The following is a 13,114-nucleotide window of genomic DNA, read 5'->3' on the forward strand; positions in this document are numbered from 1 at the left end:
GGGGTACATGGTGGCGTTTGACAGGGGCCCGCTCGGGCCCCTATCTTTTTTGGGCAACTCCCCCATCCTCCGAGAAGCCGCCATGCCCACTGCCGAGAACAAGGCGCTGATGCAGCGCATCTTCGCGCGTCTGGCCGAGGGCGACGGCTCGCTCTTCGTCGCGCACCTGCACGAAACCGCGACCATGACGGTGACCGGCCAGTCCTCCTGGTCGCAGACCTTTCGCGGGAAGGAGGCGATCCTGCGCGACCTCTACGGACATGTTCGCAGGGTCACCACCGGCACCTCGCGGACCATCCCGTCAAGGTTTCTCGCCGACGAGGACTGGGTCGTGGTGGAGGCCAGGGGCCAGATGACCGCCGCGGACGGAACGCCATACGTAAACGACTATTGCCTGATGTACCGGCTTGAGGACGGGATGATCGTGGAGGCGAAGGAATATCAGGACAGCGCGCTGTGCGAACGTGTTCTCGGGCCCTATCCGGCAAGCCAATAGCCGGCGCCCCTCCGCCTTTCGCCCTCCGGTCCGATTGCGCTTCGCCTCCCGCCGCTCTAGCGTCCGCCCATGATCCGTCTCGCCCTTCTCCTCGCCCTTGTCCCGCTGCAGGCCATCGCCCATCCGCACATCTTCATCGCTGCCGGGTTCGAGATCGTGACCGACGAGCAAGGCAACCTGACCGGCATCCGGACCACGTGGGATTACGACGAGTTCTATTCGCTGATGATCCTCGAGGACATGGGGCTGGACCGCGACTACGACAGCGTGCTGAACACGGCCGAGCAGGCCGCGCTGAACGGCTTCGACATGAAATGGGTCGAGGGCTTCAACGGCGACCTTGTCGCAACGCTCGACGGTGAACCGCTGAGCCTGACCGGCCCGCTGGAAACGACGGCGGCTCTACGCGAGGGGCGCATCGTTACCACACACCTGCGCAGGGTTACCGGCACGCCGGAGCTGACCGGCCATATCCTGATGCTCAAGCCCTACGATCCGACCTACTACACCGCCTACGAGGTGACCCTGCCGGTCACCGTCCCCGGGCGCGAGGGGTGCCTGATCGAGAGCATTCCCCCCGAGATCGACAGCGCTCTGGCCAATATGCAGCAGAAGCTCTCCACGCTTGACCCGAGCATGAACCCCGAGGACGCGGGCCTGCCCGACATCGGTGCCGATTTCGCCACGGAGGTCGAGATCCAGTGCCCCGCCTCCTGATCATCCCCCTCCTCGCCGCCGCCCTCGGCCTCGGTTGGTTCTGGTATGTCGGAGGGTTCGACCAGCTGGCCGCTTGGGCCGCGCAGGAACAGCAGCATTTCCAGAACGCCATCGCGCGGGCCTTGCGTGCGGCACGCACCGGCGAGGCCGGAGCCCTGACCGCACTGCTGACGGTCTGCTTCGCCTACGGGTTCTTTCACGCGGTGGGGCCGGGCCACGGCAAGGTTCTGATCGGAGGCTATGGCGTGGGCCGCAAGGCGCCCGTCCTGCGCCTCGTCGCGATCAGCGTGATTTCGAGCCTCGGTCAGTCGCTGACAGCGATTCTGCTGGTCTACGCCGGCGTCTGGGTCTTTCACCTGACGCGCCAGCACCTCACCGATCTGGCCGAGGAGATCATGGCGCCGCTGAGCTATGGCGCCATCGTGCTGGTGGGCCTCTGGCTGCTGGTGCGCGGGGTCCGTCATGCCCTTTCGCTGCGCCAGCCCGCCGCCGATCACCACCACCATGACTACCACCACGACCATGACCATGACTGCGGCCACCGGCACGGGCCGACCCTCGACGAGGTGGAGCGCGCGGGGTCCCTGCGCGAGACACTGGCGCTGATCGGAGCCATCGCGATCCGGCCCTGCTCGGGTGCGATCTTCGTGCTGCTGATCACCTGGCAGATGGGTATCGCCCTCGCCGGGATTGCGGGCACCGTGGCGATGGGCCTCGGCACGGCGACGGTCACCGTGGCCGTCGCACTGGCCGCCGCCGGCACGCGCGGCGGGCTGGTCACCGCGCTGGCCGGATCGCCCCTCCTCGCCCGCGCCATCCCGGTCGCCGAGATACTTGCGGGCCTTGTCATCGTCAGCCTCGCCTCCGGCCTTCTGTTGCGGGCCCTCGCGCCCTACTGAGGGGCAGGCGGGCGCCCGCCGGGGCAGGGCCGCCCCATTGCCAAACCGGCCGTTCTGGGACAGCCTGCGCGCGGAACGAAGAGGAGGAAGTGCGAGATGGCCAAGGCATATTGGGTGGCCCATGTGGATGTGGACGATCCGGAGGCCTACAAGGCCTACATCGCCGCCAACGCGGTCGCTTTCCAGAAATACGGCGCGCGCTTCCTTGTTCGGGGCGGTGAGTACGAGACCCGCGAAGGTGCCGTGCGTGCGCGGACCGTGGTTCTGGAGTTCCCCGACTACGAGACCGCTGTCGCCTGCTACGACAGCCCCGAGTACCAACAGGCCAAGGCCCTGCGCGATCCCGTTTCCACTGGAGACCTTGTGATTGTCCGGGGCTATGACGGGTAGATCCCGCTTGGCGGACCCCAATATCTGGGCTAATCTCGCGCCATGAAGCTAAGCAAGCTCTTTCAGGTGTTTCGCCCCGCCGATCAGGCGTCCTTGCCGGACCCTGATGCCGAGCTTGCCCTTGGCGCCTTGCTGGTCCGCGTCGCGAAATCGGACCGTGATTACAAGGTCGAGGAGATCCGCCTGATCGACCGGATCCTTCAGCGGCTCTACAAGCACGACGCGGTCGAAGCGGCCAAGGTCCGCGCCACCTGCGAAAAGCTGCACGCCGCCGCGCCCGATACCGACACCTTCGGCAAGCTGATCCGCGAGACCACCAGCCTGCCCGAACGGCTGGCCGCGCTGGATGCCCTCTGGGAGGTCGTGCTGGCCGACGGAGAGCAGAACGAGGGCGAGCTTCTCATCATCGAGGATGCGCGCAAGGCGATGGGCCTGTCCTATGCCGACAGCGAGAAAGCCCGCGATCGCGTGCTCGGGGCCGCACCCGCGCGCTGAGGCAGTTGATCGCCTGCCCGCCCCGGCCTATCCTCGGCGCACAGGCACGGCCCGCGCCTCCCCCCTCCGATACGGGAAAGCAGATGTCATGCGGGGCAGCTCTCGGATCACATCCGCTGTTCGGGCAGAGGCATGAGGAGGGATTGCCGTTTCCGCCCGTGACAGGAGGATCATGAATGAGACTGACTGCACCGATCTACCGGCTGAAACGCGACGCGCACCGGCTGGCGCGCACCAAGGGCATCGCCCTCCACGCGGCGCTTGACGCCATCGCCCGCACCGAGGGCTACGCCCGCTGGAGCGAACTTGTAGCGAAACAGCCCGCCCCGAATCCCGCATCCCAACTCGAGGAGGTCCTCGCGCCCGGAGAGTTGCTGTTGCTGGCCGCCCGCCCCGGTCAGGGCAAGACGATGCTGGCGCTGGAGGCGCTGGTTCACGCGATCCGCCGGGGCCGGCAGGGCCTGTTCTTCACTCTCGACTGGACCGAGCGCGATCTGAACGACGCATTGCGAGTGCTTGCCGTGGATCCCGCAACCCTCGGCGGTCGCCTGAGCTGCGAGACTTCAGACGACATCTGCGCAAAGTTCATGATCGAGCGGCTGCGCGGCGCCGCGCCCGGCACGCTGGCGGTGATCGACTACCTGCAACTCCTCGACCAGCGCCGCGAGACACCCCCGGTGAGCGAACAGCTCGCCGCGCTCGGGCAGTTCGCGGCGGCCTCTGGGGTTCGTTTCATCGTGCTTTCGCAGGTGGACCGCCGGTTCGATCCTGCCCTCCGCCCCCTGCCCGGCCCCGACGACGTGCGACGACCCAACCCGGTGGACCTCTCCCTATTCGCGCGCGCCTGCTATCTGCACGACGGGGCGCTCCGCATCGACCGCGCCGCCTGATCCGCCCGGGCGACGACAGATTGGCCTTGGCGCGCTCTCGCGCCGGGCCTATATCCTGCACATGTTCGGAGATTTCCTGCGGCGCCTCACCGCGCCAGACCCATCCCATCTTCCCGATGCCGACGCCCGGCTGGCGCTGACCGCGCTGCTGGTCCGGATCGCCCGGTCCGACAACGATTACGCCGCCTCCGAAGTGGCCCAGATCGACGACATCATCCGCCACCGCTACGGCCTCTCGGATGCCGGTGCCCGCGAGCTGCGGGAACAGGCCGAGGCGCTGGAGGCCGAAGCCCCCGATACCGTGCGCTTTACCCGCGCGATCAAGGACGCCGTTCCCTACGAGGACCGCCGCGCCGTGGTCGAGGCGATGTGGCGCGTGGTGCTCGCCGACGGCGGTCGGGCCGATGCCGAAAATGCGCTCATGCGCCTCACCGCCAGCCTGCTCGGGGTCGAAGACCGCGACAGCGCCCTTGCCAGACAAAAGGCCGAACGAACATGATCGCCATGCTCGGCATGTATGACATGCCCGCCATCCAGCCCGCGGTGAACCGCTACTGGGACGCCATCCGCAGCCGCCTTGGTTACGGCCCCGAGACGCTGACCCGCGACATGGACTACTTCGAGATGTGGCTCTCGCCCGAGCTGCTGCTGGGCCAGACCTGCGGTCTGCCCTACCGGTCGCGCCTGCACGACAAGGTGCAAAAGATCGCGACGCCCGACTATGGCCTGCCGGGCTGCCCTCCGGGCCACTACAAATCCTACATCGTGGTGCGGGCAGACGAGGCGGGAGAAAAGACCGAGGACTTCGAAGGCGCGCGCTTCGTGTTCAACGAATCCGTCTCGCAGTCGGGCTGGGCCGGGCCGCTGACCCTGCTGAACGGCAAAGGCGTGCGGTTCTCGAGCTACGAGGGCACCGGGGCGCATGTGAACTCGGTCCACGCCATCGCCGAGGGGCGCGCCGACATCGCCGGGATCGACGCCCTGACTTGGGCGCTGCTGAGCGCCCACGATCCGGCGACCGCCGCGCTGAAGATCATCGACGAAACACCCCCGACCCCGGGCCTGCCCTACATCACCGCCCCCGGCAATGATGTCGCCGCACTGCACGCGGCCATCGAGGGCGCAATCGAGTCCCTCTCGGATGAGGACCGCGCCACGCTGCACCTCAAAGGGCTGATCCAGATCGACACCGCCACCTATCTCGACGTGCCCACGCCCGAGAGGGCCTGAAGGCGGCTTCGCGGGCTGCTGCCCCGGGACACACGCTGTTTTTTTGAGCATTCCTTCGGGTCATCCTGCCGCTTTCTGCGGCAGGGACACCGCATTCGCCGTTGCATTGGCCCGGATTTTCATCCCTACTGCCTCCCCAGATGTTGCCAACACCGGACCTGCCGTGCCTGACACCACGCCCGTCATCGAAATCCGTGACCTTCACAAGAGCTATGGCGAGCTGGAAGTGCTCAAGGGCGTTTCCATCCGTGCCAACCGGGGCGACGTCGTCTCGCTGATCGGCTCTTCCGGCTCGGGCAAATCCACCCTCCTTCGCTGCGCGAACCTGCTGGAAGACAGCCAGCAGGGCGATATCCTGTTCAAGGGCGAGCCGGTGAAGTGGAAGGGCGGCGGCCACGGCCGGCGCCCGGCGGACCCCAAGCAGGTGCTCCGCATCCGCACCAACCTCAGCATGGTGTTCCAGCAGTTCAATCTCTGGGCTCACATGACCATCCTGCAGAACGTGATGGAAGCGCCGCTGACCGTGCTGGGCCGTGACCGCGCCGAGGTCGAGAAGGCCGCGCGCGGCTACCTCGAGAAGGTCGGGATAGGCGACAAGTGCGACAACTACCCAGCGCAGCTTTCGGGTGGCCAGCAGCAGCGCGCCGCCATCGCCCGCGCGCTCTGCATGGAACCGGAAGCCCTGCTGTTCGACGAACCGACCAGCGCGCTGGACCCGGAACTGGAACAGGAAGTGGTCAAGGTCATCAAGGATCTCGCCCGCGAGGGCCGGACCATGCTGATCGTCACCCACGACATGAAAATGGCCCATGATGTGAGCGATCACGTGGTGTTCCTGCACCAGGGCCTCATCGAGGAAGAGGGCGCCCCGGCCACGCTGTTCGGCGCCCCGAAATCGGAACGCCTGCGGGGGTTCCTGAAATCAACAACCCACGCATAATGCGTGGCAATAACCAGACCAAGGGAGTCAAACTCATGAAAAAGATCCTTCTCGGCACCGCCGTTCTGGCGTTCAGCGCCGGAATGGCCCTGGCGCAGGACACCGTCCGCATGGGCACCGAGGGCGCCTACCCTCCGTACAACTTCATCAACGACAAGGGTGAAGTGGACGGTTTCGAGCGCGAGCTGGGCGACGAGCTCTGCAAGCGTGCCGAACTGACCTGCGAATGGGTCAAGAACGACTGGGATTCGATCATCCCCAACCTCGTGTCCGGCAACTACGACACCATCATGGCCGGGATGAGCATCACTGACGAGCGTGATCAGGTCATCGACTTTACCCAAGACTACTACCCGCCGACCGAATCCGCCTATGTCGCCGCATCCGATGGCGTTGACATCAAGGGCGGCATCGTCGCCGCACAGACCGCGACCATTCAGGCGGGCTATGTCGCCGAGAGCGGCGCGACCCTGGTCGAATTCGCAACCCCCGAGGAAACTGTTGCCGCCGTGCGCAACGGCGAGGCCGACGCGGTCTTCGCCGACTACGACTACCTCGTTCCGCTGGTCGAAGAGAGCAACGGCGAGCTGATGTTCGTCGGCGACCGCGTGCCGCTGGGCGGTGGCGTCGGCATGGGCCTGCGCGAAAGCGACACCGAGCTGAAAGAGAAGTTCGACGCGGCCATCACCGCGATGAAGGAAGACGGGTCGCTGAACGACCTGCTCAAGAAGTGGTTCGGTGACGAGGTCGCGACCTACTGATCCCAAGCGGGGCCGGGCAAGACGCCCGGCCCTTTCACCACTTGCCGTGAGCCGTCACAGGTGGCGGGCGCGGCACCACAGCCCGGATTTGCATGTTCTCCTATTGCGCGGACCCAGAATCGCTCGGCACGATTGCCTGGTTCAGTTGTTTCCTGACCACGGGCGTGCACCTGTCTTTCTACCTCGCCTTCTTCAAGGTGCTGGGTCTGCTGGCCGTGACCGCTCCGGTCGCGCTGGCCTTCGGGTTCATCGGGGCGATGACCGCGCGCTCGCATTTCCTGCCGCTGAGCCTGATCGGTCGGGCCTATATCGCCATCGTGCGCGGCGTGCCCGATATCGCCTTCTTCATGTTCTTCGTGATCGCGCTGGATCAGGCCTTCGAGTGGACACGCCACAAGCTGCTCTGCCCCGAGTGGACCCAGCCGATCCGGCAGGGCAACGACTTCATCGTCTGCGCGGCGGCCAAGCTCCCGCTGGGCACGGCGCCGCAATGGGTTCATGAGTCCTACGCCTTCTTCCTTGCGCTGATCACTTTCTCCATCGTCTTCGGGGCCTTCGCCGCCAACGTGCTCTACGGCGCGATGCGCGCGGTCCCGCGCGCCCAGATCGAGACCGCCGAGGCCTATGGCATGACCCACCGCCAGTCCTTCTGGCGCATCCTCGTGCCGCAGATGTGGGTCTATGCCCTGCCCGGCCTGTCGAACCTCTGGATGGTGCTGATCAAGGCCACGCCGCTGCTGTTCCTGCTGGGGCTCGAGGACATCGTCTACTGGGCCCGCGAATTGGGCGGCACCAAGACACCGAAATTCACCGACTACCCGCACGGCGACTGGCGGATGTGGTACTTCCTCGCGCTGCTCATCTTCTATCTCGGCTGCACCCGCGTCTCCGAGGTCTTGCTGGAACGGCTGATGAAGCGCCTCACGCACGGCCAGGCAACGCTGGGCGGCGAAGCGCAGAGAAAGGCCGCCGCATGAGCTGCTGGCAGACCCTGCAGGACTACGGCCTGCGCAGCATCGGTATCGGCGAGCGGCTGCTGCCGCGCAGCGACTTTACCCTCTGCGAACACTTCGTGCTGATCGGCTCGGGGATGATCTGGAACATCTACTTCGGTGTGCTGGCGCTGATTACCGGGTTCTTCCTTGCCACCGCGCTTGCCGTGGCCAAGGCCTCGCCGCACAAGTGGGTGCGCAAGCCCGCGGAATGGTTCATCTTCCTGTTCCGCGGCTCGCCGCTCTTCATCCAGTTCTTCTTTGCCTACTTCTTCTTCCTGAGCCTCAAGAGCCAGTACGCCTTCTTCAGCCCCTTCACGGCGGCATGGCTCGGTGCGCTGATCGTCCTGTTCCTCAACACGGCGGCCTATTCAGGAGAAATTTTCTATGGCGCGCTGCGCTCGGTGCCGCGTGGCGATGCCGAGGCGGCGGACGCCTACGGCATGTCGGGCTGGCCCCGGTTCCGGCGCATCATCTGGCCGACGATGCTGCGGCTGGCGTGGCCCGCCTATACCAACGAGGCGATCTTCCTGTTCCATGCCACGACGCTGGTGTTCTTCTCGGGCTTCCCGGCATGGCAGCAGCGGGGCGACGCGCTCTATTATGCGAGCTACTTCGCGGACAAGACCTTCAACCCGTTCATCCCCTACCCGATCCTGGCGATGTACTTCATCCTGTTCACGCTGGTCATCGTCACCGTCTTCGGGCTGGTCAACAAACGGCTGAACCGCCACCTGCCGACCGAGCGCAGAACACGTCTGCGCTTCCGTCCGAACCTGCTGCGCTGATCGGACTACCGGAAATGCAAAGGCCCCGGACCTAGTCCGAGGCGACATGGAATGTCCTGATGTTCCGCTGTGATCAGCCGTTCGAGGCCATTTCCCTCAGTCGGTCGAAGGGGTCGATCGCCATCTTTTCGTGCGGGGTCTCTTCGGGCTCGGCATCGGGAAGGTAGAGGCCCTGGGTCCACGAGGCCGGCAGCCGGTTCAGCAGAGCCTCGACGCGCGACAGAAGAGCAACCTTCCAACGACGCATGCGACGGCTGCGGTCGGCCTCCTGCGCCCGTAGCGCGGCAAGCCAGGCTCGCACCATCGCATGCACCTTCGCGCCCCCCAGCACGAGGTAACTGGCAACACCCACCAGCAGACCGAGAGCAATTACCGCCGGGGCAAACCAGGCGGGTAGTAGGAAAAAGGCCGAGAACAGGCCCAGCGAGACATAGGCGGCACGGGCCAGACCCGCGCGGTTGAACGGAGCCACCCGCCCGTCTACCGCGAAGTCATGCGCGACAACCCCGCGTTGCTCGACCTTGCGCAGACCGCTGCGGATGCGGTCGGTACTGTCCTTCGGAAAGGCCGGGGTCTGGTCTGCCTTACCCTCTCCCTCGAGAGCATTCCGGACCAGCCGTCCGACCTCTGTTTCGAAATTGTCCAGTTCTGAGAAATCGACAACAACCTTCTTGTCCCGGGCGCCGGGACACTCGTCAAACATGATCGCCATTTACCGCAACCCTTAATAAATATTTAATTATCCAGGCCACCCGGTGCTCTGGCGGCACCTCTGTTGGCTGAACCCGGACCGTACTCCGTGAGCTTGGAGAACACGGCACCGATCTTGACACCGCACTGCCATACTCCCGCCCAAATTGACCGAGGAACGGCGGAAATAAGGCAAGATCTTGTCATTGGACACTCTGGAGATCCAATTCGAGGCAATCAGGAGGATTGATCCCGATGAAAACCTTAAATTTGATCAAATTGTGGTGACACCCCGTCTTGGCTCCGTTACATCTGGGAGCACTGACAAAATCAGAAATAGATGAGTCTTTCATGGATCTGAGGAGATTTCCCACCTTCCGCGTGGCGGCAAGCGACTTGAACGGGCAGATGCGCGGCAAACGCGTTCCACGCTCCTACGCCGAGAAGATCGACGAGGGTGTGATCAGAATGCCGCTGTCGGTGCTGAACGTGGACCTCTGGGGCGCCGATATCGAGAACAGTCCGCTGGTATTCGAAAGTGGCGACGCCGACGGCATCCTGCGCCCCACCGAGCGCGGCGCGGTGCCGATGCCCTGGCTGTCGACCCCGTCGGCGCTGGTGCCGATGTCGATGTATACCGAGCAGGGCAAACCGTTCTTCGGCGACCCGCGCCATGCACTGCAGGAGGTCGTGGACCGCTACGCCGCAAAGGGCTGGACCGCGATCTGCGCGACCGAGATGGAATTCACCCTGATCGACGACTCCGGCACCGCGCCCGAGGCTCCGATCAACCCGCTGACCGGGCGCCCGATCTACAACAGCGCCATCCTGTCGGTGCGCCAGCTCGATGCCTTCGACGCCTACTTCACCGCGCTCTACGAAGCCTGCGACGAGATGGGCATCCCCGCCGATACCGTCATCTCGGAAGTCGGGGTCGGCCAGTTCGAGGTGAACCTCGTGCACCAAGAGGCCATGCGCGCCGCCGACGACGCCTGGCTGTTCAAGGCGCTGGTCAAGGGACTGGCCCGCAAGCACGGCTTCGCGGCCACCTTCATGGCCAAACCCTATCACGACGACGCGGGCAACGGGATGCATGTGCACTTCTCGGTGCTGGACCGCGACGGCAACAACATCTTCGACGACGGAGGCCCGCAGGGAACCGACAAGCTGCGCCATGCGGTCGGCGGCTGCCTCGCCGCGATGCCCGCCAGCACGCTGATCTTCGCCCCGCACGGCAACTCCTATGACCGGCTGGTCCCCGGAGCGCATGCGCCGGTCAGCGCCATCTGGGCCTACGAGAACCGCACCGCCGCGATCCGCATTCCCGGCGGCGCGCCGGTCGCCCGCCGGATCGAACACCGCTGCGCCGGGGGGGACATCAACCCCTACCTGATGCTGGCCACGGTGCTGGGCGCCGCGCTGATCGGCATCGAGGACCAGATGTCGCCAGCCGAACCGATCAGCGGCAACGCTTACGAGATCACCGGCGTTCCGCGCCTGGAGACCACCTGGGCCGCCGCCATCGACCGGATCGAAAGCGACCCGCTGATGGCGCGCATCCTGCCCGGACCGCTGCTGCAGAACCTTGTCATGACCAAGCGGCAGGAGCTTGCGGGCTTTGCCGAAATGCCGCCCGAACGGCACTGGTTCAGCTATCTGGAGGCGGTCTGACCATCTCCGACCCCCTTGCCCGGCCAGCCGGGCTCGGGTAGTCTTGGATTTGATCATATCCCAAGCGTGACTCATGAAAATCGGTATCTTGCAGACCGGACATGCGCCCCAGGATCTCCTGGGCGAGTTCGGCGATTACAACGCCATGTTCGAAACCCTGCTGGGTGGCAGGGGCTTCGACTTCGACACCTATCGCGTGGTGGACGGCCAGTTCCCCTCCGGAGCCGAGTCCGCCGACGGCTGGCTCATCACCGGCTCGCGATACGGCGCCTACGAAGAACATGGCTGGATCCCGCCGCTGGAGGACCTGATCCGCACCATCCATGCGCAGGGGCGCCCGCTGATCGGGGTCTGCTTCGGCCACCAGATCATCGCGCAGGCCCTTGGCGGCAAGGTCGAGAAGTACCCGGGCGGCTGGTCGATCGGCCGGGTGGAGTACGAGCGCGACGGTAAACCCGTCAGCTTCAACGCCTGGCACCAGGACCAGGTGACCGAACTGCCGCCGGGCGCGCGCGTGCTGGCCGGCAACGAATTCTGTGCCAACGCGATCCTGGCCTATGACGACACCATCCTGACGGTTCAGCCGCACCCTGAGTTCGGCACCGAGTTCATCGACGGCCTGATCCGGACCCGCGGCAAGGGCGTGGTCCCCGACGCGCAACTGGCCGCCGCGATCGAACACCTTCATGATGGACCCGTGGACAGCAAGGCATTCGCCGACGAGATGTCCGAATTCTTCAAGAAAGAGAGGGCCTGATGGCCGACTGGACCGACAACCTGCCGCAACCCGCGAAGGATTACCTCGAGGGCAAGCGGCTCGACGAAGTGGAATGCATCGTCGCCGACCTTCCGGGGATCGCCCGGGGCAAGGCGGTGCCTGCCTCCAAGTTCGCACGGCAGTCCTATTTCCACCTGCCCGACAGCATCTTCTACCAGACCATCACCGGTGACTGGGGCGAGGCTGCGGGCGAGGAAGGCTTCATCGAGCGGGACATGATCCTCAAACCGGATCTCTCCACTGCCACCGCCGCGCCCTGGACCGCCGACTGGACCCTGCAGGTGATCCACGACGCCTACGACCGCGACGGCGACCCGATCCCCTGCGCGCCGCGCAACGTGCTGAAACGCGTGGTCGAGCTCTACAAGAAACAGGGCTGGAAACCCGTGGTCGCGCCGGAGATGGAATTCTTCCTCGTCGCGCGCAACCTCGACCCGGCCAAGGAAATCCTGCCGATGATGGGCCGGTCGGGGCGCCCCGCCGCCGCGCGTCAGGCCTACTCGATGACGGCCGTGGACGAATTCGGCCCGGTGATCGACGACATCTACGACTTTGCCGAGGCGCAGGGCTTCGAGATCGACGGCATCACGCAGGAAGGCGGGGCCGGTCAGCTCGAGATCAACCTGCGCCACGGCGATCCGGTCAAGCTCGCCGACGAGGTCTTCTACTTCAAGCGGCTGATCCGCGAGGCCGCCCTGCGCCACGATTGCTTTGCCACCTTCATGGCCAAGCCGATCGCCGACGAGCCGGGCAGTGCCATGCACATCCATCACTCGATCATCGACATGGAAACCGGGCGCAACCTCTTCGCCGGACCGCAAGGGGGCGATACCGACGCCTTCTTCAACTTCATCGGCGGCCTGCAGAAACACCTGCCCTCGGCCATCGCCGTTCTCGCACCCTACGTGAACAGCTATCGCCGCTACGTGCGCGAGCACGCCGCGCCGATCAACCTCGCATGGGGCCGCGACAACCGCACCACCGGCATCCGCATCCCGCTCTCGGGCCCGGATTCGCGGCGCATCGAGAACCGGCTGGCGGGGATGGACTGCAACCCCTACCTCGGCATGGCGGCAAGCCTCGCCTGCGGCTACCTCGGGCTGATGAACGAGATCCGCCCCGACAAGCAGTTCCGCGGCGACGCCTACGAGGGCGACGAGGACATTCCGCGCGTCCAGGGCCAGGCACTGGACCTCTTCGACGACAACAAGGAACTGCACGACGTGCTGGGCCCCGAGTTCGCCCGCGTCTACTCGATCGTGAAGCGCACCGAGTACGAGGAGTTCCTGCAGGTCATCAGCCCGTGGGAGCGGGAGCACCTGCTGCTGAACGTCTGACCCGGTTGCCGGGTCGGATTCGAGTATTTGAAGAGAAAAG

The 13,114-nt window shown here is 65.4% G+C and carries 16 protein-coding genes; 15 read left to right on the forward strand and 1 reads right to left on the reverse strand.

Features of this window, described 5'->3' with window-relative positions; translation table 11 throughout:
- Window positions 1-82: 82 nt before the first annotated feature.
- The 12 genes from DDT93_RS10825 to DDT93_RS10880 all read left to right on the forward strand — a co-directional run bounded on the left by DDT93_RS10825 (window position 83) and on the right by DDT93_RS10880 (window position 8,598).
- Complete coding sequence (locus DDT93_RS10825; RefSeq protein WP_109465864.1) at window positions 83-496, forward strand: nuclear transport factor 2 family protein; 414 nt, start codon at window positions 83-85, stop codon at window positions 494-496.
- A 69-nt stretch (window positions 497-565) separates the two neighbouring features.
- Entirely contained in the window at window positions 566-1,213 is a 648-nt protein-coding gene (locus tag DDT93_RS10830) for a DUF1007 family protein (protein WP_109465865.1), read from the forward strand.
- A complete protein-coding gene (locus DDT93_RS10835; RefSeq protein ID WP_109465866.1) occupies window positions 1,198-2,112 on the forward strand; it encodes a nickel/cobalt transporter in 915 nt (304 codons plus the stop codon). Before DDT93_RS10830 ends, DDT93_RS10835 begins: the two co-directional genes overlap by 16 nt.
- Before the next feature lie 96 nt (window positions 2,113-2,208).
- Window positions 2,209-2,502, forward strand: a complete 294-nt coding sequence (locus tag DDT93_RS10840) for a DUF1330 domain-containing protein (protein ID WP_109465867.1) — start codon at window positions 2,209-2,211, stop codon at window positions 2,500-2,502.
- A gap of 42 nt (window positions 2,503-2,544) precedes the next feature.
- The gene (locus DDT93_RS10845; protein WP_109465868.1) at window positions 2,545-2,997 is read left to right on the forward strand and encodes a tellurite resistance TerB family protein; all 453 of its coding nucleotides are present in this window, start codon (window positions 2,545-2,547) and stop codon (window positions 2,995-2,997) included.
- A gap of 176 nt (window positions 2,998-3,173) precedes the next feature.
- Window positions 3,174-3,887 (forward strand): DNA helicase, encoded by a 714-nt coding sequence (locus tag DDT93_RS10850; protein WP_109465869.1) that lies wholly within the window; start codon window positions 3,174-3,176, stop codon window positions 3,885-3,887.
- A 61-nt stretch (window positions 3,888-3,948) separates the two neighbouring features.
- Window positions 3,949-4,386: a tellurite resistance TerB family protein gene (locus tag DDT93_RS10855; RefSeq protein WP_109465870.1), complete on the forward strand. Its 438-nt coding sequence runs from the start codon at window positions 3,949-3,951 to the stop codon at window positions 4,384-4,386.
- Window positions 4,383-5,117: a phosphate/phosphite/phosphonate ABC transporter substrate-binding protein gene (locus DDT93_RS10860; RefSeq protein WP_109465871.1), complete on the forward strand. Its 735-nt coding sequence runs from the start codon at window positions 4,383-4,385 to the stop codon at window positions 5,115-5,117. Before DDT93_RS10855 ends, DDT93_RS10860 begins: the two co-directional genes overlap by 4 nt.
- A gap of 163 nt (window positions 5,118-5,280) precedes the next feature.
- Entirely contained in the window at window positions 5,281-6,057 is a 777-nt protein-coding gene (locus tag DDT93_RS10865; protein WP_109465872.1) for an ABC transporter ATP-binding protein, read from the forward strand.
- 35 nt (window positions 6,058-6,092) lie between these two features.
- Window positions 6,093-6,818, forward strand: coding sequence for a transporter substrate-binding domain-containing protein (locus tag DDT93_RS10870; RefSeq protein WP_109465873.1), 726 nt, complete (start codon window positions 6,093-6,095; stop codon window positions 6,816-6,818).
- Window positions 6,819-6,910: 92 nt separating this feature from the next.
- A complete protein-coding gene (locus tag DDT93_RS10875) occupies window positions 6,911-7,795 on the forward strand; it encodes an ABC transporter permease (protein ID WP_109465874.1) in 885 nt (294 codons plus the stop codon).
- Window positions 7,792-8,598, forward strand: a complete 807-nt coding sequence (locus DDT93_RS10880; RefSeq protein WP_109465875.1) for an ABC transporter permease — start codon at window positions 7,792-7,794, stop codon at window positions 8,596-8,598. Before DDT93_RS10875 ends, DDT93_RS10880 begins: the two co-directional genes overlap by 4 nt.
- 73 nt (window positions 8,599-8,671) lie before the next feature.
- Here DDT93_RS10880 and DDT93_RS10885 read toward each other — a convergent pair whose 3' ends face one another.
- Window positions 8,672-9,310: a hypothetical protein gene (locus DDT93_RS10885; protein ID WP_109465876.1), complete on the reverse strand. Its 639-nt coding sequence runs from the start codon at window positions 9,308-9,310 to the stop codon at window positions 8,672-8,674.
- 329 nt (window positions 9,311-9,639) lie between these two features.
- On the opposite strand from DDT93_RS10885, the gene DDT93_RS10890 reads away from it, so the two are divergent.
- The 3 genes from DDT93_RS10890 to DDT93_RS10900 all read left to right on the forward strand — a co-directional run bounded on the left by DDT93_RS10890 (window position 9,640) and on the right by DDT93_RS10900 (window position 13,074).
- A complete protein-coding gene (locus DDT93_RS10890; RefSeq protein WP_109465877.1) occupies window positions 9,640-10,959 on the forward strand; it encodes a glutamine synthetase family protein in 1,320 nt (439 codons plus the stop codon).
- Window positions 10,960-11,032: 73 nt separating this feature from the next.
- Entirely contained in the window at window positions 11,033-11,716 is a 684-nt protein-coding gene (locus DDT93_RS10895) for a type 1 glutamine amidotransferase (protein ID WP_109465878.1), read from the forward strand.
- The gene (locus DDT93_RS10900; protein ID WP_109465879.1) at window positions 11,716-13,074 is read left to right on the forward strand and encodes a glutamine synthetase family protein; all 1,359 of its coding nucleotides are present in this window, start codon (window positions 11,716-11,718) and stop codon (window positions 13,072-13,074) included. Before DDT93_RS10895 ends, DDT93_RS10900 begins: the two co-directional genes overlap by 1 nt.
- Window positions 13,075-13,114 lie beyond the last annotated feature (40 nt).

Origin of the sequence: Albibacillus kandeliae (assembly GCF_003116585.1) — a bacterium.
In the GTDB taxonomy this organism is placed as follows: domain Bacteria; phylum Pseudomonadota; class Alphaproteobacteria; order Rhodobacterales; family Rhodobacteraceae; genus Albibacillus; species Albibacillus kandeliae.

What these genes read in the sequence shown, in the direction of transcription:
- DDT93_RS10825 (WP_109465864.1), top strand. Translation starts at nt 83, where the DNA reads ATGCCCACTGCCGAGAACAAGGCGCTGATGCAGCGCATCTTCGCGCGT.
- DDT93_RS10830 (WP_109465865.1), top strand. Translation starts at nt 566, where the DNA reads ATGATCCGTCTCGCCCTTCTCCTCGCCCTTGTCCCGCTGCAGGCCATC.
- DDT93_RS10840 (WP_109465867.1), top strand. Translation starts at nt 2,209, where the DNA reads ATGGCCAAGGCATATTGGGTGGCCCATGTGGATGTGGACGATCCGGAG.
- DDT93_RS10845 (WP_109465868.1), top strand. Translation starts at nt 2,545, where the DNA reads ATGAAGCTAAGCAAGCTCTTTCAGGTGTTTCGCCCCGCCGATCAGGCG.
- DDT93_RS10850 (WP_109465869.1), top strand. Translation starts at nt 3,174, where the DNA reads ATGAGACTGACTGCACCGATCTACCGGCTGAAACGCGACGCGCACCGG.
- DDT93_RS10855 (WP_109465870.1), top strand. Translation starts at nt 3,949, where the DNA reads ATGTTCGGAGATTTCCTGCGGCGCCTCACCGCGCCAGACCCATCCCAT.
- DDT93_RS10860 (WP_109465871.1), top strand. Translation starts at nt 4,383, where the DNA reads ATGATCGCCATGCTCGGCATGTATGACATGCCCGCCATCCAGCCCGCG.
- DDT93_RS10870 (WP_109465873.1), top strand. Translation starts at nt 6,093, where the DNA reads ATGAAAAAGATCCTTCTCGGCACCGCCGTTCTGGCGTTCAGCGCCGGA.
- DDT93_RS10875 (WP_109465874.1), top strand. Translation starts at nt 6,911, where the DNA reads ATGTTCTCCTATTGCGCGGACCCAGAATCGCTCGGCACGATTGCCTGG.
- DDT93_RS10880 (WP_109465875.1), top strand. Translation starts at nt 7,792, where the DNA reads ATGAGCTGCTGGCAGACCCTGCAGGACTACGGCCTGCGCAGCATCGGT.
- DDT93_RS10885 (WP_109465876.1), bottom strand. Translation starts at nt 9,310, where the DNA reads ATGGCGATCATGTTTGACGAGTGTCCCGGCGCCCGGGACAAGAAGGTT.
- DDT93_RS10890 (WP_109465877.1), top strand. Translation starts at nt 9,640, where the DNA reads ATGGATCTGAGGAGATTTCCCACCTTCCGCGTGGCGGCAAGCGACTTG.
- DDT93_RS10895 (WP_109465878.1), top strand. Translation starts at nt 11,033, where the DNA reads ATGAAAATCGGTATCTTGCAGACCGGACATGCGCCCCAGGATCTCCTG.
- DDT93_RS10900 (WP_109465879.1), top strand. Translation starts at nt 11,716, where the DNA reads ATGGCCGACTGGACCGACAACCTGCCGCAACCCGCGAAGGATTACCTC.